General features: G+C 68.4%; 24 protein-coding genes. 18 read left to right on the forward strand and 6 right to left on the reverse strand.

Translation table 11 applies throughout. From position 1 onward, the window contains the following. Positions 1-8 precede the first annotated feature (8 nt). On the reverse strand, positions 9-806 hold the full coding sequence (locus JL108_RS18785) for a phosphoadenylyl-sulfate reductase (protein WP_205199643.1): 798 nt from the start codon (positions 804-806) through the stop codon (positions 9-11). A 121-nt stretch (positions 807-927) separates the two neighbouring features. Between JL108_RS18785 and JL108_RS18790 the strand changes: the two genes are divergently transcribed. Continuing rightward, positions 928-1074, forward strand: a complete 147-nt coding sequence (locus JL108_RS18790) for a GPGG-motif small membrane protein (protein WP_170931297.1) — start codon at positions 928-930, stop codon at positions 1072-1074. A gap of 89 nt (positions 1075-1163) precedes the next feature. Further along, the gene (locus JL108_RS18795; RefSeq protein WP_205199644.1) at positions 1164-1787 is read left to right on the forward strand and encodes an L-threonylcarbamoyladenylate synthase; all 624 of its coding nucleotides are present in this window, start codon (positions 1164-1166) and stop codon (positions 1785-1787) included. A gap of 15 nt (positions 1788-1802) precedes the next feature. On the opposite strand, the gene JL108_RS18800 is transcribed toward JL108_RS18795, so the two are convergent. Next, on the reverse strand, positions 1803-2465 hold the full coding sequence (locus JL108_RS18800) for a hypothetical protein (RefSeq protein ID WP_205199645.1): 663 nt from the start codon (positions 2463-2465) through the stop codon (positions 1803-1805). A gap of 91 nt (positions 2466-2556) precedes the next feature. Here JL108_RS18800 and JL108_RS18805 point away from each other — a divergent pair, with 91 nt between their 5' ends. Together JL108_RS18805 and JL108_RS18810 are read left to right on the forward strand one after the other, a co-directional pair. Further along, positions 2557-2970 carry a MarR family winged helix-turn-helix transcriptional regulator gene (locus JL108_RS18805; RefSeq protein WP_143912133.1) on the forward strand — a complete coding sequence of 138 codons (414 nt, stop codon included), beginning with the start codon at positions 2557-2559 and terminating at the stop codon, positions 2968-2970. Further along, entirely contained in the window at positions 2967-4256 is a 1290-nt protein-coding gene (locus tag JL108_RS18810) for an MFS transporter (protein ID WP_143912134.1), read from the forward strand. Before JL108_RS18805 ends, JL108_RS18810 begins: the two co-directional genes overlap by 4 nt. 13 nt (positions 4257-4269) lie before the next feature. On the opposite strand, the gene JL108_RS18815 is transcribed toward JL108_RS18810, so the two are convergent. After that, entirely contained in the window at positions 4270-5493 is a 1224-nt protein-coding gene (locus tag JL108_RS18815) for an HNH endonuclease signature motif containing protein (protein ID WP_205199646.1), read from the reverse strand. Positions 5494-5721: 228 nt separating this feature from the next. On the opposite strand from JL108_RS18815, the gene JL108_RS18820 reads away from it, so the two are divergent. After that, a complete protein-coding gene (locus JL108_RS18820; RefSeq protein ID WP_205199647.1) occupies positions 5722-6153 on the forward strand; it encodes an SRPBCC family protein in 432 nt (143 codons plus the stop codon). Positions 6154-6169: 16 nt separating this feature from the next. Beyond that, on the forward strand, positions 6170-7348 hold the full coding sequence (locus JL108_RS18825; RefSeq protein WP_143912140.1) for an amidohydrolase: 1179 nt from the start codon (positions 6170-6172) through the stop codon (positions 7346-7348). Positions 7349-7468: 120 nt separating this feature from the next. Here the strand turns inward: JL108_RS18825 and JL108_RS18830 are convergent, their stop codons facing one another. Then, positions 7469-7954: a universal stress protein gene (locus JL108_RS18830; RefSeq protein WP_205199648.1), complete on the reverse strand. Its 486-nt coding sequence runs from the start codon at positions 7952-7954 to the stop codon at positions 7469-7471. A gap of 184 nt (positions 7955-8138) precedes the next feature. Between JL108_RS18830 and JL108_RS18835 the strand changes: the two genes are divergently transcribed. From JL108_RS18835 to JL108_RS18875, 9 genes are all read left to right on the forward strand, one after another. Beyond that, entirely contained in the window at positions 8139-9218 is a 1080-nt protein-coding gene (locus tag JL108_RS18835) for a BMP family protein (protein WP_246065070.1), read from the forward strand. An 88-nt stretch (positions 9219-9306) separates the two neighbouring features. Next, positions 9307-10800 (forward strand): ABC transporter ATP-binding protein, encoded by a 1494-nt coding sequence (locus JL108_RS18840; protein ID WP_143912145.1) that lies wholly within the window; start codon positions 9307-9309, stop codon positions 10798-10800. 267 nt (positions 10801-11067) lie between these two features. Next, on the forward strand, positions 11068-12186 hold the full coding sequence (locus tag JL108_RS18845) for an ABC transporter permease (protein ID WP_240191495.1): 1119 nt from the start codon (positions 11068-11070) through the stop codon (positions 12184-12186). Further along, on the forward strand, positions 12183-13424 hold the full coding sequence (locus JL108_RS18850) for an ABC transporter permease (protein WP_143912146.1): 1242 nt from the start codon (positions 12183-12185) through the stop codon (positions 13422-13424). The genes JL108_RS18845 and JL108_RS18850 overlap by 4 nt, the downstream gene beginning before the upstream one ends. Continuing rightward, complete coding sequence (locus tag JL108_RS18855) at positions 13421-13843, forward strand: cytidine deaminase (protein ID WP_205199650.1); 423 nt, start codon at positions 13421-13423, stop codon at positions 13841-13843. The genes JL108_RS18850 and JL108_RS18855 overlap by 4 nt, the downstream gene beginning before the upstream one ends. Further along, on the forward strand, positions 13812-15110 hold the full coding sequence (locus JL108_RS18860; RefSeq protein ID WP_240191496.1) for a cytochrome P450: 1299 nt from the start codon (positions 13812-13814) through the stop codon (positions 15108-15110). Before JL108_RS18855 ends, JL108_RS18860 begins: the two co-directional genes overlap by 32 nt. Positions 15111-15115: 5 nt before the next feature. Continuing rightward, positions 15116-16402 (forward strand): thymidine phosphorylase, encoded by a 1287-nt coding sequence (locus JL108_RS18865; protein ID WP_205199651.1) that lies wholly within the window; start codon positions 15116-15118, stop codon positions 16400-16402. 9 nt (positions 16403-16411) lie between these two features. Further along, positions 16412-16882: a MaoC family dehydratase gene (locus JL108_RS18870; protein ID WP_143912150.1), complete on the forward strand. Its 471-nt coding sequence runs from the start codon at positions 16412-16414 to the stop codon at positions 16880-16882. Further along, on the forward strand, positions 16879-17946 hold the full coding sequence (locus JL108_RS18875; protein WP_143912151.1) for an adenosine deaminase: 1068 nt from the start codon (positions 16879-16881) through the stop codon (positions 17944-17946). The genes JL108_RS18870 and JL108_RS18875 overlap by 4 nt, the downstream gene beginning before the upstream one ends. Before the next feature lie 145 nt (positions 17947-18091). Here the strand turns inward: JL108_RS18875 and JL108_RS18880 are convergent, their stop codons facing one another. Both JL108_RS18880 and JL108_RS18885 read right to left on the reverse strand, forming a co-directional pair. Continuing rightward, positions 18092-18670 carry an ATP-binding protein gene (locus JL108_RS18880; protein ID WP_205199652.1) on the reverse strand — a complete coding sequence of 193 codons (579 nt, stop codon included), beginning with the start codon at positions 18668-18670 and terminating at the stop codon, positions 18092-18094. Then, positions 18670-20532: an acyltransferase family protein gene (locus JL108_RS18885; protein WP_205199653.1), complete on the reverse strand. Its 1863-nt coding sequence runs from the start codon at positions 20530-20532 to the stop codon at positions 18670-18672. The genes JL108_RS18880 and JL108_RS18885 overlap by 1 nt, the downstream gene beginning before the upstream one ends. A 186-nt stretch (positions 20533-20718) precedes the next feature. Between JL108_RS18885 and deoC the strand changes: the two genes are divergently transcribed. The 3 genes from deoC (at position 20719) to JL108_RS18900 (ending at position 26536) form a co-directional block, all read left to right on the forward strand. Beyond that, entirely contained in the window at positions 20719-21438 is a 720-nt protein-coding gene (gene deoC / locus JL108_RS18890; RefSeq protein ID WP_205199654.1) for a deoxyribose-phosphate aldolase, read from the forward strand. Positions 21439-21539: 101 nt separating this feature from the next. Continuing rightward, positions 21540-23762 (forward strand): bifunctional UDP-sugar hydrolase/5'-nucleotidase, encoded by a 2223-nt coding sequence (locus JL108_RS18895; protein ID WP_205199655.1) that lies wholly within the window; start codon positions 21540-21542, stop codon positions 23760-23762. Further along, positions 23759-26536: an ExeM/NucH family extracellular endonuclease gene (locus JL108_RS18900; protein WP_205199656.1), complete on the forward strand. Its 2778-nt coding sequence runs from the start codon at positions 23759-23761 to the stop codon at positions 26534-26536. The genes JL108_RS18895 and JL108_RS18900 overlap by 4 nt, the downstream gene beginning before the upstream one ends. Positions 26537-26627 lie beyond the last annotated feature (91 nt).

A 26627-nucleotide genomic window follows, 5' to 3' on the forward strand; every position in this document is an offset into this window, starting at 1 on the left:
CTCGTCTCTCAGGTGTGCAGTCCGCACTCGGTCTTGTCCAGTCCGGCCCAGCGTCCGGCGCGAGGATCCTCTCCAGGGGCGACTCGCCGCGTGCATGGGGCGCAGCCGATCGAGGGATAGCCGTCGTTGACCAGGGGGTTGACGATGACATCGTGCTCGGCGGCATAGCCCAGCAGGTCGTCCCAGGACCAGGCGGCCAGCGGATTCACCTTCACCAGGCCGTTCTTGTCGTCCCACGTCACGAAGGGGGTGTTCGCGCGGGTCGGTGCCTCGTCCCGGCGCACCCCGGTGATCCATACCTCGTACTCGCCGAGCGTGCGCTGCAGCGGTTCGACCTTGCGCAGCTGGCAGCACAGCCCGGGGTCCCGCTCGTGCAGGCGAGGACCGTACTCGGCGTCCTGCTCGGCGACGGTCTGCCGGGCGGTGACATCGACGATGCTGAGCTCCAGCTGGGCCTCGACCGCGTCCCTGGTGCCGATGGTCTCGGCGAAGTGGTACCCGGTCTCCAGGAAGAGCGTGTCGACCCAGGGCAGGTGTCGAGCCACGACATGGGGGAGGACGGCATCGGCCATCGAGCACGCGACCGCGGTGCGGTAGCCGAACTCCTCGGCCACCCAGGCGAGCACCTCGTCGGTGTCCGCATCGGCGAAACGTGTCTGGGCCTCATCGGCGATCGCCCTGAGCTCGTCGATCGAGCGCCTCGGCGCCAACAGCGACGGACGCTCGGCACGATGCCGTTCGCGCGCGTCATCGTGGGCGAGCTGGCGTTCACGACGTTCGGCCAGGGTCAGGGGTGTGGAACTCATGAGGGCCTCAGCCTAGGTCGCCGATCGCACCCGCATCGCGCTGTCCGAATGGCGGACCGGGTCGAACGGCGGGATGCTGGACCCGTCAACCACGGCGAAGCTTCGACGAAAGGACGCGACCATGTGGGCCACCATCTTGTGGATCGCCTCGGTGATCATCGGCATTATCGGCATCATCCGTCTCCTGCAGCGCGACATCGTGATGGGCGTGATCCTCATCGTCGTCGCCCTGCTGGTCGGCCCTGGAGGTGTCAGCATCTTCACCTGACCTGTGGTGCAGGGGAGACGGCACCGTTCTCGGGGCGGTGTCGTCTCCCGTGCGCAGCGGAGGTCAGCGCCAGCCACTAGATTCGACCCATGGCACGCTTCATCGACATTCACCCGGTCAACCCGCAGCAGCGATCCGTCGACCAGGCGGTGGCGGTGCTCGCCGACGGGGGACTCATCGCCTATCCGACGGACTCGGGCTATGCGCTCGGCGCCCAGCTCGGCAACGCCGAGGCGCTGGACCGCATCCGGTCGATCCGCGATCTCGACTCCAAGCATCACTTCACGCTCGTGTGCCGCGACTTCTCGCAGCTCGGGCAGATGGTGCACGTCGACAATGCCGTGTTCCGCGCGGTCAAGGCGGCTACGCCCGGCTCCTATACCTTCATCCTTCCCGCCACCCGCGAGGTGCCGCGTCGCCTGCTGCAGGCCAAGAAGAAGACCGTGGGCGTCCGCATCCCCGATCATCGCATCAGTCTCGCGCTCGTCGAGGCGCTCGGTGAGCCGCTGTTGTCGACGACGCTGATCCTCCCGGGCCAGGAGAATGCGATGACGGCCGCGTGGGAGATCAACGAGGAGCTCGACGGTCGCGTCGACGCGATCATCGATGCCGGCGAGGATGTGCCCGCTGAACCCACCACCGTGGTCGACCTCTCCGAGGGCGTCGCGGAGGTCGTGCGTGTCGGCGCGGGGGATCCGACCCCCTTCGAGTAGGTGAGGCGGCGATGCTCAGGTGTCGCCGTCGAACAGTCCGCCGTCCAGCAGCCAGTGGTTGCGCAGTCGCAGCGCCCGCTCGGTGCTGGCGACCAGCGTCGCGACCAGGAGTGTGACGTTCAGCCATGCGGGCAGGCTGAAGGGCGAGGTGAAGGTGCCGAGGTTCTCCGCGACCGGGGGGATGTGCGAGACCTGATCGACGATCTGCGGGATGCCGAGCACCACAGCGAAGAGCAGGACGGCGATCGACGTCAGGCCGATGGCGCGCCCCACGAAGGGGTGACGGTGTTCCAGCCGCGCGCGTCGGCCCTCGGCGGATGCCGGGTCGGGCACCAGCTGCCGTTCCGACCCGTCGATGGCGACGAAGTGACACCGCTTGAGGCCGAACTGGCTGGTGACCACCTCGATAGTCCCTCCGGGAACAGGGAAGGTGGCCGGCAGCTTGGACTGGGCATGGTGTCGTCCGTCACGGTAGAGCTGGGCGAGCACATCGCCGTCCTCGTCTCCCCATAGCCGGATATCGACCGACCAGGTGTGCGTCTCGCCGTCCTCGTCGGGGAGTTCGAGGTGGAGCAGCGCCCGTGAGAGCGGCTGCCACCAGCGGTAACGCTGAAGAGCGTGTCCGTCGCCGGCCTTCACTCGTCGCGCGGCACGGCGCCGCTTCCAGTCCGAGAACACGCCTGTCAGCCTAGTGTCCGTTCGCGGTCGCAGGCGGGGTGAGTGCGTCCATCCATTTTCTTTAGCTTTGGTAATGAGCTAAGCTAACGGTGTGCCCACCGATTCCCAGCGACTCGCTCACGCCGTGGCGCGCCTTCACCGGCGGCTGCGACAGGAGCGACAGTCGACGCTGACCCCGACTCAGCTGTCGGTGCTCGGCGTGGTCGCTCAGATCGGTCCGGCGACCCCGGGGTCGATCGCCGCCGTCGAGCGGGTCCGCCCGCCGTCGATCACCCGGGTACTCAATCACCTGGTGGAGTGCGGCTATGTCACGCGTGCGCCTCATCCCGATGACGGTCGGCAGATCCTGATCGAGCTGTCCGCGGAGGGTGATCGCATCCTCTCCGACGAGCGCGAACGGCGGGATGCCTGGCTCGAGGAACGCCTCGCCGGACTCGACGACTCCCAGCAGCGGCTACTGCGCGAGGTCACCCCCGTGCTGATGGCCCTGGCGGAGGCGGAGTGAGTCCCACCTTCAGCGCGCTCTCCGTCCGCAACTACCGCATCTATGCGTTGGGCGGGCTCGTCTCGAATATCGGCACCTGGCTGCAGAACACGGCGCAGGCCTGGCTGGTCCTGCAACTGACCGGTTCGGGAGCCGCGCTGGGTATCACCGTGGCGCTCCAGCTGCTGCCGTCGCTGCTGTTTTCACCGATCGCCGGCGTGCTGGCCGATCGGATGTCCAAGCGGCGTCTGCTGGCCATCATGCAGCTCGGCATGGCGTTGCCCTGCGGGGTGCTGGGCGTTCTCGCCGTGACCGGTCTGGTGGAGACGTGGCAGGTCTACATCCTGACCTTCGTCTTCGGCAGTGCTCGTGCCTTTGAGGCGCCCGCGCGACAGTCCTTCGTCAGCGAGATGGTCGACATCGAACGGCTCGCCAATGCCGTCTCCTTGAACTCCGCCTCCTTCAACTCCGGGCGGCTCATCGGTCCCGGTCTGGCCGGCCTGTTGATCGCCGCGCTCGGTTCGGGGGTCGACGCCACCGGCTGGGTGATCGTCATCAATGCGCTGAGCTACGGCTTCACGCTGCTGGCACTGGTCCTCATGGACGGTACCGTGCTGCATCGTCCGCCCATGGCCGAGCGAGGCCGGGGCGCTGTCCGGGAGGGGCTGCGATATGTCCGCTCCCGTCCCGATCTTCTATTGCTGTTCACCTGCGTGTTCTTTCTCGGCGCCTTCGGCATGAACTTCCAGATCACCTCGGCACTGATGGCCACCGAGGTGTTCGGCAAGGGTGCGGGGGAGTTCGGGGTTCTCGGCTCCATTCTGGCGATCGGCTCACTGGCGGGCGCGCTGCTCGCGGCGCGCCGCAGCCATCCGCGGCTGCGGTTCATCGTCGGGGCGGGGCTGGTGTTCTCCGTGGCGCAGATGGTGTCGGGCCTCATGCCCACGTACTGGTCGTACGCGGCGGTCCTCCCGCTCGTGGGACTCAGCGTCCTGACCACCGCGACGACGGCGAACGCCCTCATCCAGATGACCTCGGCCCCGTCCATGCGCGGCCGCGTCGTGTCGCTCTACCTGATGGTGTTTCTCGGCAGCGTGCCGCTCGGGGCGCCGATCATCGGCTGGTTCGGTGAGCATCTGGGCGGGCGAGCGGCGTTGGTGATCAGCGGTGCGACGGTCGGTGTCGGCATCGGCGTGGCCGGTTTGGCCTACGCCCGCGTGCGCCGGGTCAGCCTGCGCAGTCTCGTGCCACGTTGGCCGCTCCGTCACCACGTGACCGAGGACGGACTCGACCAACACCCCTCCTGACGGGACGCGATGATCAGCTGGCGTGGGGGTAGGTCTGGTAGCGGAGGGCACGTTGGTGCTCCAGCGCGCGTCGTCGTCGGTGGCGTGGGTGGCTGCCGGGGAGGAGGCAGCCATGGCGGTCGGTGAAGGCATGGGTCGCGGGGTCGATGACCAAGCTCCCGGCATGCACCGCGCGGTGGCATCTGGGGCAGAGGCCGATGAGGTTGGCGAGGTCGGTGGGTCCGCCGCGGGACCACCAGATGATGTGGTGGATGTGGACGACGGGTGCCCGGCATCCCGGGGACGCGCATTGGTGTCCTTGTCGGGCGAGGACCGCAGTCCGTTGCCTGGGTGTGGCGAGCCGGCTACTGCGTCCGACGTCGAGGATCCCGTCTTTGCCGCCGACTGCGATGGGGGTGATGTCGGCTTCGCAGATCATCTCCTGCAGCTGGCGGATGCCGATGGTCCCGAACCCCACCAACTCCCCGGACCCGCTGTCGTTCATCAGGGTGCTGGCGTCGATCGTCAGGGCCAGGTGCGGACGCACCCCCTTATCCCCGGGTAGGCCACCCTCCAACACCGAATCGAGGAGACGTTCCAGCCCATCGACCCGCCGTTGCGCACTCGTGCGCGGATCATCGGCACCCTGGGGTGCGGACAGCGACTGCAACAACGTGGTGAGTTTCGCGCCGGTGGTCGAGTTGAGGAACCCGTTGATGTGAACACCGTCAGGAACCGGATTCACCTGGATATCCTCACGCGCCATGCCATCGATCCACGACTGATCCAACTCATCGGGATACACCGCATCCCGCAACGCACGGACCACCTGACGCAACGCGGCAGGCTCGTGAGTCGAGGCCACCTCCAACAGCTCCGGGAGCAGGTCACGCGTGTGCCCTGGGCCGACATGCGTCACCGCATACGACAGGTGTTTCACATGCTCGAGTGAGATCTCGCCAGCTGAGGCCAGTTCCGCAGCCTCGGGGATCTGCTTCAGTGTCAGACCAGACCTGACCAACTCGTTCGCCCGCCGCGAGCTGACCCGGAGCTGATCCCGCAACCACGCCTTCACCGAGCTATACCCCTCGGCCTCGTGTTCCAGGGTCTCGGACATCTCAGCGGTCAGTTGAGCCTTGGCGGCATCGATCGCATTGCTCGTCTCTTCCAACGCCCGTAGCGCGTCGGTCGAGGGTGCGAACGCATCAAGCAGGGCTGCGGTGTCCCGCAGCCGCCGTGCCAGATCCCCCGATTCCATGTCTCAGTCTATCGAACAAATGTTCGAACAGTCAAGGGGTGCGGCGGACCTTCTGGTGCCATGTCTCAGGAGATCGGTGACAGTTCTGCATCAGGACATCCGTGACGCTTCGGCGGTTCTTGGGGGTGACGCTTCTCTCCCGGCTGACCCGCTTCGGTAGGTGCGTGGCTCACCGTCGCAGACTCGCGTCGGCGAGCGGCCATGGGGACCGGCTACTAGCGTGCTGTCATGCACGTCGAACGCATCTTCGCCGTCCAGCGTCCGATCGACGAGGTCTTCGACTACCTCGCCGACTTCACGCACACCGAGGAGTGGGATCCGGGGACGGTCAGCACCACACGGCGTTCCGGCGACGGTGGTCTCGGCACCACCTACGACAATGTCTCGGAGTTCCTCGGACGCCGCGTCGAGCTGGTGTACAGCACCGTCACTCACGCCGCCCCGCGCAGAGTCCGGTTCCGTGGCCGGCAGCGCTGGTCGACGACTCTCGACGATCTCGCCCTCCGCGATCTCGGCGACGGGCGGACCGAGATCCAGTACCGGGCCGACTTCTCCTTCGGGTTCCCGATCAGCCTGGCCGCCCCGTTCGTCGTTGGTCCGAAGCTCGGGGACCTTGCCGACGAGACCGTGGCCTCGCTGCGTCGGGCGCTCGAGCGGTGAGCGGTACCCTGGGCCGGTGAGTGTCCAGGACGTCATCGCGCAGACCATCGAGGAGATCACCCCCGACCTGATCGAGCTGCGTCGTGATCTGCACGCTTTCCCCGAGCTCTCCTGGCAGGAGCACCGCACCACCGATGTCGTGATCGCCCAGGTCGAGAAGCTCGGTCTGCGCTATGAGCGCCTGGACATCGGCACCGGTCTGACCGCGGACATCGGTCCCGCGGAGGGTCCGATCGTCGCGTTGCGCGCGGATCTCGATGCCCTCCCGGTACTGGACGCCACCCAGGACCCCTGGCGTTCACGGCAACCCGGTATCGCGCACGCCTGCGGCCACGACGTCCACATCTCGGCGCTCGTCGGGGCCGCGCATGCATTGACCCGGGCACACGAGGAGCACGGTTTGCCGGTTCGCGTGCGGCTGCTCTTCCAGCCAGCAGAGGAGGTCATGCCCGGTGGCGCACTGCGGGTCCTCCGCGAAGGCGCTCTGCAGGGTGTGGCGCGCATCTACGCGCTGCACTGCGATCCGTCCCTCGACGTCGGCCAGGTAGGGCTGCGCGAAGGACCCATCACCGGAGCCTCCGACCATGTCCACGTGGTCCTGAGCGGTCGAGGCGGGCACACCTCCCGGCCGCACCTCACCGAGGACCTCACCTACGCCCTCGGCAGCCTCATCACCCAGATGCCGGCGGTCCTGTCGCGCCGTTTCGACCCGCGTGCGGGGGTGAGCCTGGTCTGGGGCCAGGTCGCCGCCGGCAACGCCGCCAATGTGATCCCCTCGGTCGGCGAGCTGACCGGCACGCTGCGGATGCTCGACTCGGCGGCCTGGCACGATGCCGAACGATTCGTCCGGGGGCTCATCGCCGACATCATCGAGCCCTTCGGCGTGTCCGCGGAGATCACCTACACGCGCGGCGTACCGCCGGTCGTGAACGACTTCGCCGCGACGCAGACCCTGCGCCAGGCGGTGACCGAGGCTCTGGGCGTCAAGGGCGCCGCCAGCACCCCGCAGAGCCTCGGGGGAGAGGACTTCGCCTGGTATCTCGAGGCGATCCCCGGAGCGATGGGCCGCTTGGGGACGCGGACTCCCGACGGCCCCACCTATGACCTGCACCAGGGCAATCTGAGGGTGGACGAGCAGGCGATCTCCGTCGGCGCTCGGGTGCTCGCCGGCGTGGCTGCGCGTCCGCTGGAGTGATGACCGAGGCACTTAACCAGCCTCAGTGGTCGGGTAGCGGGGCCACGCTTGCGGAGCGTGACCTCGATACGCGGGCTCGTTCCTCGCCCAGCTACTCGATCACCCGACCCGGGCGTTCGCTCAGCTGTCGAGGTCGAGCACCCGGTCGCTGCGCGCGGGATCCTCGCTGTCGCGCACCACGACCACGGGGCAGGGTGCGTGCCGCACCACCGCCTCGCTGACCGAGCCCAGGACGAGTCCCTTGAATCCGCCGAGACCACGTGGTCCGACGGCAACCAGGCTCGCGTCCTCGGCCAGCATCAGCAGGCCGTTCGCGGCGGGGCCGCGGGGCGTCGCATAGGAGACCTCGACATCGCCGTACTGCGCGACGAGCGCCCGGGTGTCGGCCATGAGGCGCTCGCGGACCGCCTGCTCGAAATCGGCCGCAGGCGGCACATAGCCGTGTTCCCAGGTGGAAGGCCGGGGAGCGGTGCGCAACGTCCAGGCTCGCGCGACGATGACGGAGAGACCGGTGACGTCCGCCCACCGCAGCACCCACGCGAGCGCCGTGTCGGCGAATGCCGAACCGTCATGTCCGACGACGATCGGGGAGGAGATGGCGTCCATGGGCTCAGGGTACCGTCGCCCGAGGCTCACCGGCGGAGCCGCCGTGTCGAGCGGCACAGGTTACAAATCGGTGTCAGGCGCGTTGAATAGCTCCGCACCTCTCCCCAAGGTCCCATCGCCGCGATTAGTGTCGGCCAGGTGCAGTGAACGTGCCAGACGCGCTGGTGCGAGACGAGGAGGAGAAGTGCGCCATCTGACCAAGGCTGCCGTGCTAGTCGGCGCCGCAGCAGTCGTGCTGAGTGCCTGTGGCACCGCGGCTGACAACGACGACAGTGACAACAACGCTGACGAGCAGCAGCAGTGCGAGGCCGTGGAGCTCGAGGGCGATCCTCAGGTCGCGCTCGCGTACGACGTGGGTGGACGCGGGGACCAGTCCTTCAACGACGCGGCTTACGCCGGCCTGGAGAAGGCGCAGGGCGAGTTCGGCTTCGACGGCACCGAAGGCGAGGCGTCCTCCGATGAGAGCGAGGAAGTCCGTGAGCAGCGGCTCCGTGGCTTCGCCGACGACGGCTACAACGTCATCGTGGGCGTGGGCTTCGCGTACAGCGACTCGGTGGACAAGGTCGCGCCGGAGTACCCCAATGTCTCCTTCGCCGTCATCGACGGCTTCGACCCGACCGAGGACGACGTCAACTGCAATGTCGCCTACCTGACCTTCGCCGAGAACGAGGGCTCCTTCCTCGTCGGCGTGGCGGCTGCCGAGACCACCGAGAGCGACACGGTCGGCTTCGTGGGCGGCGTCAACAACCCGCTCATCCAGAAGTTCGAGGCCGGGTTCAAGGCGGGCGTCGAGGAGACCAATCCCGATATCGAGGTCGTCTCGACCTATATCGAGGAGTCCGATCCTCGCGGATTCGGTGACCCGGCCGGTGGCCAGGCGGCCGCGGAGGGTCTCATCAACGACGGTGCCGACGTGATCTTCCACGCGGCGGGCGCCTCGGGCATCGGCGTGTTCGATGCCGTGACGAGCGCCGATCTCTGGGCGATCGGTGTGGACTCCGATCAGTACCTCACCGCCTCGCCGGAGCAGCAGCCGCACATCCTGACCTCGATGCTCAAGCGCGTCGACGTCTCGACGTACGACTTCATCGCCGCGGCGTTCGACGGTGAGCCGCTGTCGGGATACACCGAGTTCACGCTCGCCGACGACGGCGTCGACTACTCGACCTCCGGTGACTTCCTCTCCGGGGATCTGATCACCGAGATCGACGACTACAAGCAGCAGATCATCGACGGTGACCTCGAGGTCCCGACCGAGCCGTGAGACGCTGAGCCGACGGCCCGGGGTCGCACCTGAGGGTGCGACCCCGGGCCTTCGCCCGATCACGACCACGGCAGAGCAGGGGCTGAGCATGCAGGTGGAGCTACGGGGGATCGCCAAGCGGTTCCCCGGCGTCATCGCCAATCACGACGTCGACCTGACGATTCGATCCGGAGCCGTCCACGCCCTCATCGGCGAGAACGGCGCCGGCAAGTCGACACTCATGAAGATCCTCTACGGGGTCCAGAACGCGGACGACGGGACGATCCTCGTCGACGACCGGGAGCAGCGCTTCTCCTCGCCCACGGACGCGATCGAGGCCGGCATCGGCATGGTGTTCCAGCACTTCATGCTCGCCGACAATCTCACCGTGCTGGAGAACATCGTTCTCGGCGCGGAGAAGATGCACGGGATCGGCGAGAAGGCCCGTGGCCGAGTTCGGGAGATCTCGGCCGAGTTCGGTTTCGATATCGACCCCGACATACGCGTTGCCGAACTCGGCGTCGCAGCTCGTCAGCGGGTCGAGATCCTCAAGGTGCTGTATCGCGGAGCGAGGCTCATCATCCTCGACGAGCCGACGGCGGTGCTGGTACCGCAGGAGGTGGAGATCCTCTTCGCCAATCTGCGTGAGCTCGTCGCCTCCGGCTGCTCGGTGCTGTTCATCTCGCACAAGCTCGACGAGGTGCTGCAGATCGCTGACGACATCACCGTGATGCGGCGCGGCACGACCGTCGGCACCGCCGACCCGGCCACGGCCACCCGCCAGCAGCTCGCGGAGCTCATGGTCGGTGCGGAGCTGCCGACGCCCGAGCTGAGCGCCGATACCGTGACGGACACTCCGGTCCTGTCGCTGCGGTCGATCTCGCTCGTGAACGACACGGGGCGCACCGTGCTCGCCGGCATCGACCTGACGATCCACCGCGGTGAGATCGTCGGCATCGCCGGTGTGGAGGGCAACGGACAGACTGAGCTCGTCGAGGTCATCATGGGGATGCGGCGAGCGACGGAGGGCCGCATCGTGCTGGCCGAGGAGGACATCACGCGGTTGTCCGTGCGCAAGGTCCGTGAACGCGGGGTGGGATTCATCCCCGAAGATCGCCACCGGCACGGTGTCGTCCTCGACTTCTCCCTGTGGGAGAACCGGATCCTCGGACACCAGACCACCGCTCCGGCCGTACGCGGGCCGCTGCTCAATCCCGGCGGGGCCAGACGGGACGCCGAACGGATCATCGACGCCTACGATGTGCGGACCCCCTCGGTGCACACCACGGCGCGAGCCCTTTCAGGCGGCAACCAGCAGAAGTTCATCGTCGGACGCGAGATGAGCGGAGACCCGATCCTGCTGCTGGCCTCGCATCCGACCCGCGGTGTCGACGTCGGCGCCCAAGCGGCCATCTGGGATCACATCCGCCGGGCACGCCAGGCGGGTCTGGGCGTGCTGCTGATCTCCGCCGACCTCGACGAGCTCATCGGTCTGTCCGACCGTCTCGAGGTGATCCTGCGCGGACGGTTCACCGCCCAGCTCGATCCTCGCGATGTCACCGCGCAGGAGCTCGGCACAGCCATGACAGGAGGCGCGGCATGAGCGAGCGAGACTTCACTTTCCGGTGGTCGAGTAGCGCCCGAGGGACGAGGGCGCGTATCGAGACCACGCTCCGGGGTGATTTCGATACGCCGCTCGTTCCTCCCCCGCAAGCGGGAGGTGCCCCCAGCGGCTACTCAATCACCGAGTTGCGACCTAGTGTGCTTCTTCTTGAGGCGGTGGGGGCATGAGCGAGCGCAGCGAGCGAACGACGACGGTCTTCTCATGCCGCCATCGGCCTAGTGTGTTTCTTCTCGAGGCGGTGGGGGCATGAGCGAGCGCAGCGAGAGCCAGCTCGTCCGACGCGTCGCGCAGATGGTGACGTACTCGATCGTGCCGACCCTGGTGGCGATCGCCGCGGCGCTGCTGGCCACAGCCGCGATCGTGTGGATCTCGGGAGCGCCCGTCGGCGGCTTCCTCGACGCCATGCTCTCCGTGCCCGGGGAGCGGGATCTGGTGATCATCATCAACCAGGCGTCGATGATCGCCCTCTCGGCCTTCGCCGCCGCGATCTGCTTCCGGATGAACATCTTCAATATCGGTGTCGAGGGGCAGTACATCATCGGCGCCTGTGCCGGTGCCTTCTTCGCCGGGGCGGGGATCGTGCCGGGCCCCCTGAACATCCTGGCCACGCTTGTCGTGGCGATGCTCGCCGGCATGGCCTGGGCGATGATCGCCGCCGTCCTGAACGTCACACGCGGCGTCAGCGAGGTCATCTCGGCGATCATGCTCAACTATGTGGCCCTCACCCTGGCCGGATATCTGGTCAAGACCTACGGCGCCAAGGCCGGATACACGTACACGACCGGCACCATCCCGCCGTCCAGCCAGCCTCTGGGATTCGGGATCATCTCCGGAGCCCCCGATGTCTGGGCACTCGCGATCCTCGCGGTGATCGTCGCCGTGAGCTACTCCTTCCTGCTCGGATGGACCCGCTTCGGCTTCGACCTGCGGACCGCCGGAGAGTCGCGGACCGCGGCCCTGGCGAACGGCATCAATCCCAAGAAGATGGTGCTCATCACGATGGCGATCTCGGGCGCGATCGCCGGGTTGGTGTGGATGCCGAGCTTCTTCGGCAGCACGCACACCTTCGGCATCCCCGAGTACTTCCAACGCGGCCTCGGCTTCACGGGTCTCGCCGTCGCACTGCTCGGCCGCAACACCTCCTTGGGTATCTTCTTCGGCGCGACCTTGTTCGCCTTCCTCTCGACGCAGTCCAACCGCCTGCAGAGTGTGGGAGTCGGACGCGATGTCGTCGAGATCACCCAGGGCGTGGTGGTGCTCATGGTCGTCATCGCCTTCGAGATCTCGCGGCGGATCAAGGCCCGGCGCGAACAGGAGAGCGTCGCGCGAGAACTGGGCACGACGACTGAGGGGGTGCGGGCATGACGCGCACGATCGCCTCCCCGGCGGCGGTCCGGCAGGTGCGGTACCTGACCTGGATCGTCGTCCTGGCCGTCCTCATCACGGTGTCGCTTGTGCGGGTGCTGACCGATCAGAACCGGATGACCACCCCGGGCACCCTGCGACTGGCGCTCATCGCCGCCTGCCCGATTCTGCTCGCCGGTCTCGGCGGTCTGTGGGCCGAACGGGCCGGCATCGTGAACATCGGCCTCGAGGGCCAGATGCTGCTGGGCACCTGGGGTGCCGCCTTCTTCGCCTATCATTTCGGCGCCTGGGGCGGGGTCCTCGGTGCCATCGCGATGGGTGCCCTGGGCGGGCTCCTGCACGGCCTGGCCACCGTCACCTTCGGCGTGGACCACATCATCTCCGGCGTCGCGATCAATATCGTCGGTCTCGGTGCCGTGGGATATCTGGCGCAGACCTTCTTCATCGGCTACGAGGGAGGCGGTCCGCGCAATCTGTCGGGCTACGCGGTGCCTCGGGAGATCACCATCCCCGGCATCTCCTCGGCGGCTCGCTGGGTGTCCGAACAACGATGGTTCCTGGTCTCGGACGTCGCAGGGGCCATCGCCGGGGTCACTACGCGTCTGTCCCTGCTCACGATCCTCGCCCTGCTGCTCGTGGCCTTCACCGCCTGGGTGCTGTGGCGCACGCCCTTCGGCCTGAGGCTGCGGTCCTGCGGGGAGAGCCCGCAGGCGGCCGAGACGCTGGGCGTCAATGTCTATCTGTACAAGTACATCGCGGTCATCATCTCGGGCGGGTTCGCCGGACTGGGCGGCGCCTACCTCGCGATGGTGGCGTCGTCGTCGTTCACGACCGGGCAGACCAACGGCCGTGGCTACATCGGCCTGGCCTCGATGATCTTCGGCAACTGGAACCCCACCGGGGTGCTCGCGAGCTCGTTGATGTTCGGGTACGCGGACGGCATCAGCCTGTTGTCCAATAACGGACCCCTCGTGCACGCCATCCTGCTGCTGCTCGCGGTGCTGCTGCTCGGCTACGCCGCGTTGAAGCTCCGTCGCGGCGAGCGGGTCACGGCCATCGTGATCGCGGGCATCGCGGTCGTGCTCTTCGCCTGGTATCTGGCGGTCGACTCGGTGCCCTCGGACTTCACCGGCATGACGCCGTACATCCTCACGCTGTTCGTGCTGGCGGTGGCCGCGCAACGGCTACGGATGCCGGCGGCGGACGGGAAACCCTACCGGAAAGGACAGGCCGGATGAGCGCGGGATTCGGATTCACGTCGGCGGCGGCCCCGGTCGACTGGGACGCACTCACCCGCTACGCCACCGAAGTCATGGGGCGGGCCTATGCGCCGTACTCGTCCTATCGCGTCGGGGCGGCGGGACTGGTCGAGGACGGACGCGTGGTGCTCGGCTGCAATGTCGAGAATGCCGCCTACGGCGTGGCACTGTGTGCGGAATGCGGCATGATCTCGGCCTTGCACTCGACCGGCGGGGGACGCCTGCGCGCGGTGGTCTGCGTGGACGGCCAGGGGCAGCCGATCATGCCCTGCGGTCGCTGCCGTCAGCTGATCTGGGAGCACGGGGGAGCAGAATGCCAGGTGCTGACCCCGCGAGGTCCGGTGGCGATGTCCGAGGTGCTCCCCGATGCCTTCGACGAGACGGACCTGCAGCAGTGACGAGGAGACCCGCTATGCCCCCAGTATCGTGTGCTCGACCGTCCACGGTGGTGACGGCATGACGGCCGACCTGCTGGACACTGCGGACCCCGGCTTCCTCGACGATCCCTATCCGGTGCTCGCGGAGCTGCGCGCCGAGGCACCGCTCGTGTGGCACGAGGCCTGGGGTGTCTGGCTCGCCACGACCCACGGAGCGGTGAGCGCCGTGTTGCGTGACCGGCGCTTCGGGCGGATCTGGACCGATCAGGTGCCGCTCGACGAGATGGAGCCGTTCAACGCGCTGCATCGCAACCAGATGATGGAGAACGAGCCGCCCGCGCACACGCGGCTGCGGCGTCTCGTGGCGGGGGCCTTCGGCCGGGGACATGTCGAGCGGATGCGTCCGCGCATCGCCGAGCTCGCGGCGTCGATGCTCGATGCCCCCGGCGGGGTGGTCGAGCGGTTGAACGACGGTGACCACGTGGACATCCTCGGGACCTACGCCGAGCCGATGCCGGTCTTCGTCATCGCCGATCTCCTCGGGGTGCCGCGGGCGGACCACCAGGACCTGCGGCGGTGGTCGCAGGCGATCGTCCACATGTACGAGCCCGATGTCGACCTCGACACGAAGAATGCGGCGATCGAGGCGAGCGAGGCGTTCTCGGCCTATGTGCGTGGCGTGGTGGCCCATCGCCGGGATCATCCCGGCGAGGACCTCATCACCGATCTGATCGCCGAACGCGATGGCGGCACGCGGCTGAGCGAGGACGAGCTCGTCGCCTCGGTCGTCCTGCTGCTGAACGCAGGACACGAGGCCTCCGTCAACGTCTTCGGCAACGGCATGCACGCCCTCCTGGCCGATCGCCAGCAGTTTGCGCGGGTCAGCGGCGGGGAGGTTCCGGTCGAGACGGCGCTCGAGGAGCTCATCCGCTACGACGCGCCGCTGCAGCTGTTCGAGCGCACGGCGACCGACGACATCGAGGTCGAGGGCGTCACGATCCATCAGGGCCAGAAGGTGGCCTGTCTGATGGGCTCGGCCAACCGGGACGCCGAGGTCTTTCAACGCGCCGATGAGTTCGATGTCGCGCGCGACCCCAACCCCCACGTGGGATTCGGCATGGGACTGCACTTCTGTCTCGGAGCCCCGTTGGCGCGCCTCGAGCTGCAGCTGACGATCGGTGCGCTGCTCGACCGGCTGCCCGGGCTGGCCCTCGCCGAACCAGCGCCGCGTCGTCCCACCTGGGTGCTGCGCGGCTACGAGAGCATCCCCGTACGAGCGAAGGAGTGAACGCCGTGGCCAAGGAGCCGTTCGACGCGACCGAGGTGATCGCCGTCAAGCGCGACGGTCACGTGCTCGGGGAACACCAGATCGACTGGGTGATCGATGCCTACACGCGCGGCGTCGTCGCCGAGGAGCAGATGGCGGCGCTCGCGATGGCGATCTACCTCAACGGCATGGATCGTGGTGAGATCGCCCGCTGGACCGGCGCGATGATCGCGTCCGGTGAGCGGATGGACTTCAGCGGACTGTCGCGGCCCACGGCGGACAAGCACTCCACGGGCGGCGTCGGCGACAAGATCACGCTCCCGTTGGCACCCCTCGTGGCCGCCTGCGGGGTGGCCGTCCCACAGCTCTCCGGACGCGGACTGGGACACACCGGCGGGACGCTCGACAAGCTCGAGGCCATCCCCGGCTGGCGAGCTCATCTCACCAATGAGGAGATGCTCGCGCAGCTCGAGGACGTCGGGGCGGTCGTGTGCGCGGCGGGATCCGGGCTGGCTCCTGCGGACAAGAAGCTCTACGCGCTGCGCGATGTCACGGGGACCGTCGAGTCGTTGCCGCTCATCGCGAGCTCCATCATGAGCAAGAAGATCGCCGAGGGGACCGGCTCCCTCGTGCTCGACGTCAAGACCGGGTCGGGTGCCTTCATGAAACGCGAGGCCGATGCTCGCGAGCTCGCGGCCACGATGGTCGCGCTCGGCGACGATGCGGGCGTGCGCACGGTCGCCTTGCTGACGGACATGGACACGCCGCTCGGCCTGACCGCAGGCAACGCCTTGGAGGTCCGGGAGTCGGTCGAGGTGCTCGCCGGCGGCGGACCGGCGGATGTGGTGGAGCTGACCCTCGCGCTAGCCCGCGAGATGCTCGCCGGCGCGGGACGCGATGACGTCGACCCGGCCGACGCGCTGGCCTCGGGTCGGGCCATGGACGTCTGGCGGCGCATGATCGCGGCACAGGGCGGCGACCCGGACGCGGCGCTCCCGGAGGCCGCGGAGACCCAGGTGATCCTCGCCGAGACCGATGGCGTGCTCGGACGACTCGACGCGATGGCCGTGGGAGTCGCCGCGTGGCGGCTCGGAGCGGGGCGCAGTCGTCCGGGGGAGGAGGTCCAGGCCGCCGCGGGCGTCGAGCTGCACGCCAAACCGGGCGACCGGATCCGCCTCGGACAACCGCTCGTGACCCTCCACACCGACACCCCTGAGCGCTTCGAGCGCGCGGCGGCGGCGCTCACCGACGCCTGGACGATCGACGACACCGGATGTGACCTGCGTCCCGTCGTGATCGACCGTATTGGTTAGGGTCGGGCCATGCGTGTGCTGAACAATCGTCAGGAGATCGCCGAATCCGCGGGCACCGAACTCGGGGTCAGCGCGTGGATGCCGATCGAGCAGGATCGCATCGACATGTTCGCCGACGCATCCGGTGATCGCCAGTGGATCCACGTCGATCCCGAGCGCGCGGCCGAGGGCCCGTTCGGCGCGACGGTGGCCCACGGGTACCTGACGTTGTCGATGCTGCCCTTCCTCGGTGCCCAGGTGTACGCGGTGGCCGGCGACGTGGCCCGGGTCAACTACGGCCTCAACAAGGTGCGTTTCGTGACGCCGGTGCGCGTGGGGTCGCGGATCCGTGATCGTGTCCTGGTGCTGGAGGTGCGCGATATCGCCAAGGGCCAGCAGGTGACCTTCCAGCACACCGTCGAGATCGAGGGCGAGGACACGCCCGCCTGTGTGGCTGAGGCGGTCGTGCTGCTCATGGACAACGGGGGGACGGCCGGATGACCCGGGCCACCGCGGAGCAGATCGCCGGCCTGCCGAAGGTCGCCCTGCACGAACATCTCGACGGCGGGGTCCGGCCCGACACGGTCGCGCAGATCGCCGCCGAGATCGGTCATGAGCTCCCGGCACCGGCCGAGACCCTCGGCGCCTGGTTCGCCGAGGCGTCGAGCTCCGGATCCCTCGAACGCTATCTGGAGACCTTCGAGCACACGGTGGCGGTGATGCAACGGCCGCAGGACCTGCGACGGGTGGCCCGGGAGGCCGTGGAGGACCTCTCGGCCGACGGCGTCGTGTACGCCGAGCTTCGCTGGGCTCCCGAGCAGCACCAGCAGGCCGGGCTGAGCCTCACCGAGGCGGTGGAGGCCGTCCAGGAGGGCATCGACGAAGGTGTCGCCGCCGTCCGTGCGGCCGGCGGGACGATGGTCGTCGGGCAGCTGCTGACGGCGATGCGACACGCCTCGCGCGGGCTGGAGATCGCCGAGATCGTCGTCGCCTATCGTGATCGGGGGGTCTTCGGCTTCGACATCGCCGGCGCCGAGGACGGCTTCCCGCCGATCCTGCATCTGGAGGCCTTCGAGTATCTGCGCCGCGAGAACGCGCATTTCACGATCCACGCGGGCGAGGCCTTCGGCCTCCCGTCGATCTGGCAGGCCGTCCAGCGGTGCGGTGCCGATCGCCTCGGCCACGGTGTGCGCATCGTCGACGATATCGACGTGTCGGGCTACCGTCCTCGCCTCGGGCGGCTGGCGGCCTATATCCGCGACCGTCGGATCCCCCTGGAGCTGTGCCCCTCGTCCAATGTCCAGACCGGGGCCGCCGCCTCGATCGCGGATCATCCGATCGCCCTGCTCGCCGAGCTCGGCTTCCGGGTGACGGTCAACTCGGACAATCGCCTGATGAGCCAGACGTCGATCGGCCGCGAGCTGACCTTGCTCAGCGACGCCTTCGGCTACTCGGTGGGCGATCTTCGCTGGTTCACGGTGAACGCCATGAAGAGCGCCTTCCTGCCCTTCGATGAGCGCCTTCAACTCATCGATGAGGTCATCAAGCCCGGCTACGGTGCCTGACCCTCACCGGGGCAGCGGTAAGTCGTCAACCTTTCGGTCGCGCTAGCGGTAGGCCCTCAACCCTTCCGTCCCGCGGGCGGTACGCCGTCAACGTCATCCGATCGCGATGAGGTTGATGACCTACCGCCACCGCCGGGCTCCGTGGTCAGCGCGATGCCGCGAGCTCACGCCGGGCCTGGGCCGGTGTGAGGGGGCGACATCCGGCCGCCACCGCGCGGGCGATGACCGCCCGCTCCGTCCGGAGCAGTGCCCACCCCCGCCGAACCAGCACGTGAGGCGGCTTGCGCGACTCGCGCAGATCGCGGGCCAGTCGGAGCGCGAAGGTGAGCAATCGCGGACGGACCAGGCAGATGGCATCGGCGAGCAGTCCGGAATCCCGGCAGTCGGCGACGATATCGGGTGCGAACAGACCCTCGGCGATGAACCGGTCGCCGGCGACGTCGATCCGGTGGCTACCGGCTCGCGCGCTGCGGGCGAGATCGTAGACCGGCACGCTGGCGGTACGGGTCCTGCACAGGTCCTCCATGGCGCGGAGGGCCCCGTCCCGATCCCAGCTCCGGACGTCGTCCCAGTCGGGAAGTCCCAGCGGGCTCATCGGGAGCGAGGGGTGATCGCCCTCGTGGTAGAAGTCGTCGAGCCGCAGCACCGGCCAGCCCAGGCGGGCGGCGAGGTGCGACTTGCCGGAGCCGGAGGGACCCGCGAGGATCACAGCGCGCGCCTCCATCAGCAGACGGCGAGGGCTTGGCCGACCTGGTCGACGAACACGCCCTGTCCGTGCCCGGTCGGATGCACCTGGTCGGTCCCGGTGATCTCCGGATGCTGCGAGGCCAAGGCGTTCCAGTCGATCAGATGGACATTGGCGTGCGCCTCGGCCACGGCACGCGCCGCGGCCAGGGACTGGTCACTCCATGAGCGCCCCGGTACATAGGGGGCGACGAGCCCGACCTGCCGGTCGGCGAGCTCGTTCGCGACGAGGGCGTCCAGGTCGGCCTGGTCGATCTCGCCGTTGGTGCCGGTCGCGATGAGTACCGTGGGCTGGAGCTGGCCCTGCGCGGCGGCGTCCCGGATCGCGCCGGCGACGTCCCCGTACTGCCAGCCGACCACCGCGACGGCCGAGGAGCCGGGGCGGCGTTCCAGGAGCGCCGGAGCCACGGCGACGGTCACGGAGTCACCGAAGGCGCTGACGGCCTCGTGTGCGTCCACGGCGCGGCAGGCGTCGGGAGCCGGTGGCGGCGCCTCCGTCGGCGCCGACGTTTCCGGGGCCTCATCCGATGCCTCGATCGAGGCCGAGACGGCGCGCTGGCCCTCGCGGAGGGCCGCCTCGACATCGGACTCGCTGGGCGCCTTCCAGAGCGCTGTGGACGCTGTGAGGAGCACGGCGAGGCCGGCGATCGCCAGCGGACGCGCGCGACGCGGGCGGTAGACCCTGTCGTCCCCGCGGACCTGTGCCGCCCAGCGGGCGAGCGTCGCACGGGCACCGTCACGACGCAGCGGGAGCTCGACGAAGCGATAGGAGAGCGCCGCCACGGGCACGGCGATGAGGACGGCTGCCCAGCCCGCGACGACGCGATGCTCGGCGGGCATGAGTCGGGTGGCGAAGACGATCAGGGGCCAGTGCCACAGGTAGATGCCGTAGGACCGTTCACCGACCCAGCGCAATGGCGACCAGCCGAGGACACGGGCGATCGGCGTAGGGTTGGCCGCTGCCAGTACCAGTCCGGCGGTGGCCAGGTTGACGAGGGCGAGACCACCGAGGAAGGTCACCTGGCTGTCCCACTCGACAACGAGTGCGTAGACGACGATGGCGACGAGACCGACGGCACCGAGCGCGGTGTAGCGCACCTTCTCGGTGGCGGCCGCGAAGCCGTCGCGCAAGAGATGCGGTGTCGTGCCGAGAGCCGCGGTGGCGCCCAGCAGCAGTCCGAACGCATGGGAGTCCAGGCCCATATAAGCCCGCGTGGGATCTGCGGTGAGGTACCAGAACGCCATGAGTCCCACCGAGACCAGTGCCAGGACTGCCACGACTCGTTGGGCGACGGCACGACGGGCGACGGTGAGCAGTCCGAGGATCAGGACCGGCCAGAGCAGGTAGAACTGCTCCTCGATGCCCAGCGACCAGAGGTGGTTGAGCAAGGGCGGAACGCTGGCATCCGCATACGACCATCCCTCGTGGATCTGGATCCAGTTGCTCGTCCAGGTGAGAGCCCCGATGACCTGGCTCCGCAACCCGGCGCCGGTGTCATTGCCGACGGCCAGGGTGATCGAGCTGGTGATGGCCACCATGACGAGCAGCGCCGGTGCGAGACGGCGGATCCGGCGAGCCCAGAAGCGGCGCAGGGCGACGCGCCCGTGCTCGTTCATCTCGCGCAGGATGAGCGCGGTGATGAGGAATCCGCTCAGGACGAAGAAGACGTCGACTCCGACGAAGCCGCCGGGGAAGCGATCCGGGTCGGCGTGATAGCCCAGGACGAGCAGGACGGCGACCGCGCGCAGTCCGTCGAGTGCCGCCAGATGGCGGGCGGGTCGCGCAGCCCGTTCCGCGGTGTCCTCCGGATGCGCGGAACGGGTGGGGAGCGTCGCGCTCACACCGACGACCTCGACGGCCGTACGGCGCGTCCGGGATCGGCCGATACGTGCGCGGGCATGGATACATGGAAACACGGTCGGTCAACCGGACGGAGTCCACCCACGGGTGTGTCGAGGGACCTGGGACACCTGTCCCGGACTGCTGACGGGTCACCGGCCGCCACGAGCCCTGGCTAGGCTGGGCATATGACCACCGTGCCCTCTGTCGCCGAGATCGCCGCCCAGATCGATCACGCGATCCTCAAGCCGGAACTCACGCGGGACGATGTCGATGCCGACCTGGACCTGGCTCGCGAGTACGGCATCTTCAGCGTCTGCGTGCGCCCGAGCGATGTCGCCCACGCGGTGGAGCGCCTCGCCGGATCGGCGGTCGCCGTCGGGACCGTGATCGGCTTCCCGCACGGGACCACCACCACCCAGACGAAGGTCGCTGAGGCCCGCCAAGCGCTCGAGGACGGCGCTCTGGAGCTGGACATGGTGCTGAACATCGGCCGGTTGCGCAGCGGCCTCGTCGAGGACGTCGAGGCAGACATCCGAGCCGTCAAGCGGGCCGCCGGCGATCACATCGTGAAGGTCATCCTGGAGACCGCGCTGCTCGATGACGGGCAGAAGGTGGCCGCGTGCGAGGCCGCCGAGCGGGCCGGTGCCGACTTCGTCAAGACCTCCACCGGTTTCGCCGGCGGGGGAGCGACCCTCGAGGACGTGCGGCTGATGCGCGCCGCCGTCGGTCCCGGTGTACAGGTGAAGGCCTCCGGAGGTGTCCGCGGCCTCGACACGCTGCTGGAGATGCGTGGGGCGGGCGTCACCCGCTTCGGCACCAGCGCCACCCGAGTCATCCTCGACGACCTCGCGGCGCGTGTTGCCGGCGGACAGGCCACGGGCGCGGAGGACTCCACCTCCTACTGACGAGCGTGCGCCTGTTCGTCACCGATCGTTGACAGCACGTTCACGTTCGGGTGATGGTGTCGGGACCTGGAGTATCCAGACACCATATCGGGGGAATATCGATGACACGCGCATCGCGCCGTCTCGCAGGAGCGGCGCTCGGATCACTGTTGGTCACGGGGACGTTGACCACACTCGCGACGGCACCGGCCCAGGCCGACGAGGTCGCACTCAATCTACTCAGCTTCAACGACTTCCACGGTCGTATCGACGAGAACACCGTGAAGTTCGCGGGCACCGTCGAGCAGTTGCGGGCCGAGGGCGGCGAGGACAACACCCTCGTCCTGTCCAATGGGGACAATATCGGCGCCTCACTGTTCGCCTCGGCGGTCTCCGAGGACATCCCCACGATCGATGTGCTGAACGCGCTGGGCGTCGCCGCGAGCTCGGTGGGCAATCACGAGTTCGACAAAGGGGTCGACGACCTCACCGGCCGCGTCGGCGACGCGGCCGACTTCCCGTATCTGGCGGCCAATGTGCTCGGCCCGGACGGCGAGCCGGTCCTCCCGGCCTACGAGACCTTCGAGGTGGCCGGTCTGGAGGTCGCCGTGGTCGGCGCGGTGAGCGAGGAGACGCCCGCCCTGGTCAGCCCCGGTGGCGTCGAGGGACTGGAGTTCGCGGACGTGACGGACTCCGTCAACGAGACGGTCGAGGAGCTCGAGGCGGGCGAGACGCCGCCGGACGTGATCGTGGCACAGATCCACGAAGGAGCTCCGGACGGAAGCGTCAGCTATGAGGAGGCCGTGGCCTCGAGTCCGACCTTCCGCGACATCGCCGAGGGCGTGTCGGGTTCGGTCGACGCGATCTTCATGGGCCATACGCACCAGGAGTACGCCTGGGACGCTCCCGTGCCCGGCGAGCCCGATCGCACGCGCCCGATCCTGCAGACCGGCAGCTATGGCGAGAACATCGGTCAGGTCGGCCTGACCGTCGACACCGATACAGGTGAGGTCGTATCGCATACGTCCCGCAACGTGCCCCGCACCGAGACCGAGGACGCTGATCTCGTCGAACAGTTCCCGCGCGTCGGGGAGGTGCAGTCGATCGTCGCCGCGGCCCTGGAGGTCGCCGATGAGATCGGCCGGGAGGTCAAGGGATCGCAGACCGCCGACATCACGCGAGCTTTCAGCGGCACGAGCGAGGATCGTGGTGCGGAGTCCACGCTCGGCGGACTCGTGGCCGATTCACTGCTTGCCAAGGTCTCGGAGACGCAGGCCGGGGCCGATCTCGGGATCGTGAACCCGGGCGGGTTGCGTGCGGATCTGCTGTACGCGCCCTCAGGCGCCGAACAGCCCGGTGAGATCACCTATGCCGAGGCCAATGCGGTCCTGCCCTTCGTCAACAACGTCAGTTCCGTCGAGGTGACCGGCGAGACCTTGAAGACGATCTTCGAACAGCAGTGGCAGCGGGACGCCGACGGCGAGGTGCCGAGCCGCGCCTACCTGCAGCTCGGGGTGTCCGAGAATGTCGCCTACACCTTCGATTCCACGCGCGCCGAAGGCGATCGGATCACCGGCATCACCATCGATGGAGAGCCGGTCGACCCCGCGGCCAGCTACCGGATCGCCACGTTCTCCTTCCTGGCGCAGGGCGGCGACAACTTCCGCGCCTTCGCCGACGGCACCAACACCGACACCGGTTTGGTCGACTACGAAGCCTGGATCGAGTATCTGGAGTCCAACTCGCCGGTCGCACCGGACTTCGCCCGGCGTTCGGTCGAGGTCCAGGGACTCGACGACGCTTACACCGCCGGGGACAGCGTGACCTTCACGCTTCCCGAGCTGGATCTCACGTCCCGTGGAGCACCCGCCAATACGGACCTGACGATCGAGGCCGTCACCGAGGACGGTGGGACCGTCGACCTCGGTGACGCCGAGGTGAGCGAAGGAGCCGCCGAGGCCACGGTCGCCCTGCCGGACGATCTCTCCGGTCAGGTGCGCTTACGGGTCACGGTCGCTCCCTCGGACACCGTGGTGACGACCGCGCCGTTCACGGTGGACGCCGCAGAGGAGCCGGGCGCGGAGCTCGGCGCGACGGCCGGCTCGGTGCGGTATCCGCTTCCCGCGCGCATCGACGTCACGGCACGCCCGGACGCGAAGGGCCTGGTGACGGTCACCTCAGGTGGTTTCCCGGTCGGAGTGGGCCTCTTGCACCGAGGCTCGGCCACCGTCTACACCCTGCCCTTCGTGCTGGGACCCGGTGCGCACGAGCTGACGGTCACCCACTGGGGCGATGGTCGATACGAGAAGAGCTCGGTGCCGGTGACGGTCGAGGTCACGCGGTGACGGCCGCGCTCGCCCGGGCGGCGATCGGCCTCGTCGGCACGGCCGCGCTCGCCGCCGGTCTCCTCGCGGCACCCGCGGCGAGCGACGCGGCCCCGGCCGGAGACGGGCTCGTCATCTCCGAGGTGTACCTGAACGGAGGCAGCTCGGGCGCCGTCTATCGGAACAAGTACGTGCAGATCGCCAACCCGACCGATACGGCGGTCAGCGTCCGCGGATGGTCGGTGCAGTACCGCTCAGCCACCAGCACCGGGAGGTTCAGCGGCGTCATCGACCTCGGCGACCACACGATCCCCGCGGGCGGGCAGCTCCTCGTCGGCGGCAACAGCAACGGGGCCGCAGGTGCGGAGAACCCGGAGCCCGATGTCACGAGCGGGATCGCCTTCTCCGGCAGCGCCGGAGGCACCCTGGCGCTGGTGCGCTCGGGTGGCGCACTGAGCGGCGAGCGTGAGGCGGTGCTGGACGATCCGGCCCTCGTCGACCTCGTGGGATACGGCACATCGACGACGTACGAGGGAAGCGGTCAGGCCCAGGGGTACTCGGTTCGATCCGCGCTCGCACGAGACGACGACCGTACCGACACCGATGACAATGCCGCGGACTTCTCGGCTCACGATCCTTTACCCGAGGCCTGCGGTGAGGCGTGCGATGGCGACACGAGTGAGCCGGGGGAGCCGCAGGACGCGACGATCGCGCAGATCCAGGGCGAGGGGGCGGAGAGCCCGCTGCTCGGGCAGCCGGTGCGCACCCGGGGTGTGGTGACGGCCGTCTACGCCGAGGGCGGCTTCGACGGCCTGTACCTCCAGACCGAGGGGACGGGAGGCGAGGTCGACCTGGGGGAGCACCTCGCCTCGGATGGCGTCTTCGTGTACTCGTCGTCCCTGGCCGCGCAGGCGGAGGTCGGCGATCATCTCGAGATCACCGGCACGGTCGGGGAGTACTACGGGCTCACACAGCTGGTCCCCAGGGCGGGCGGATGGCAGGTGCTGGACGATCCGGCGCAGGCCGTGAAACCCGCGGCCGTGGAGTTCCCGCTCTCGGAGGCTGAGCGAGAGTCCCTCGAGGGCATGATCGTCGCGCCAGCCAATGGCTTCACGGTCACGGACAACTATCAGACGCATCAGTACGGTCAGATAGGCCTCGCCGCCGGTGACACACCGCTCGCGCAGCCGACGGATGCGGCCCGGCCCGGTTCACCGGAATACGAGGCGCTGGTGCTCGAGAACGCGGAGCGTGCCGTGAGCGTGGATGACGGTGCGACCGTCAACTTCCTGAACGGTGCGAATCGCGAGGTCCCCGTGCCCTGGCTGACGCCGGACAACGAGATGCGGGTCGGTGCACGCGCGACGGTGACCGAGCCGATGATCCTGGACTACCGGAACGACGCATGGAAGCTCCAGCCCACCACACGGCTGGCCGCCGGAGACGAGGAGCCGCTCCTCGTCCAGGATTCGACTCGCCCCGGGGAGCCCGCCGACGTGGGAGGCGACGTGCGGATCGCGACCTTCAACGTGCTCAACTACTTCACGACGCTGGGCGAGGAGTATGCGGCTGCCGGTAAGGGTGACTGCACCTACTACGCCGACCGCGAGGGCGCCAATCTCACGGTCGATTCGTGCGCCAACAACGGTCCGCGAGGAGCGGCGAACCGGGCCAGCTTCGAACGACAGGAGGCCAAGATCGTCGCGGCGATCGACCGTCTCGATGCCGCGGTGGTGTCGCTGGAGGAGATCGAGAACTCGGCTGCCTTCGGCGAGGACCGCGACACCGCGTTGCGGACCCTCGTCGAGGCGCTCAACGAGCATGCCGGTGAGCAGCTGTGGGACTTCGTGCCATCTCCGCAGGAGGTGCCCGAGGACGAGGACGTCATCCGCACCGCCTTCATCTACCAGCCCGACGAGGTCGAGCTCGTGGGTGAGTCGGTGATTCTCGAGGATGCTGCGTTCGGCAATGCCCGTGAGCCGTTGTCGCAGGAGTTCCGGCCTGTCGGTGCAGGGGAGGACGACGATTTCCTGGTCATCGTCAATCACTTCAAGTCCAAGGGCTCGGGAACGGGCGAGGACGCGGATCAGGGAGACGGCCAGGGCAGCTCGAACGCGTCCCGGGTGCGTCAAGCCACGTCTCTCGTGGCCTTCGCGGAGTCCGAGCAGCAGCGAGCGGACACCGAGCTGGTCTTCCTCACAGGCGACTTCAATGCCTACAGCAAGGAGGACCCCGTTCGCGTGATCGAGGACGCCGGATACGTCAACGTGCCGGCCGAGCACGGTGCCGATCCGACGTATCAGTTCGGTGGTCAGATGGGATCCCTCGATCATGTGTTCGCCTCCTCGGCCGCCACCGAGCGCGTCACGGGCGCCGATGTCTGGACGATCAACGCGGAAGAGTCGATCGCCCGCGAGTACAGCCGCTTCAACCAGAACGTCACGCAGTTGTACGACACGAGCCCGTATCGCGCCAGTGATCACAATCCCGCGTTGATCGGCATGTCGACCTCCGGGGAGTCGGCACTCGGGCTGAGCGCGAGTGCCGAGCCCGTCCGCTGGCCGAAGGGCCCCGTGGTGGAGGTCTCGGCGAACGGCGATGCCCGTGGGGCCGTGGTGGTCCAGGCGGGTTGGCTGCCGGTCGGTATCGGCTATCTGAGCGGTGGCTCGGCGCGCGTCTCGGTGCTCCCGGTCGTCCTGGGGCCCGGCCGTCACACGCTCGAGGTCCACTATCTCGGCGGTGGCGGGTTCGACGCCGAACACGTCGCGGTGGACGCGGAGGTCCGGGCCCGCTGAGCGTGGGGAGGGGGTGCTCCGACGACACCCCCTCCCTGTTCGTCTCGCTGGACCTGTTTGGTAGTGTTCTCGACGCACCACGGTTCCGGTT

The sequence above is a fragment of the Aeromicrobium sp. YIM 150415 genome (assembly GCF_016918125.1).
Classification (GTDB): domain Bacteria; phylum Actinomycetota; class Actinomycetes; order Propionibacteriales; family Nocardioidaceae; genus Aeromicrobium; species Aeromicrobium piscarium.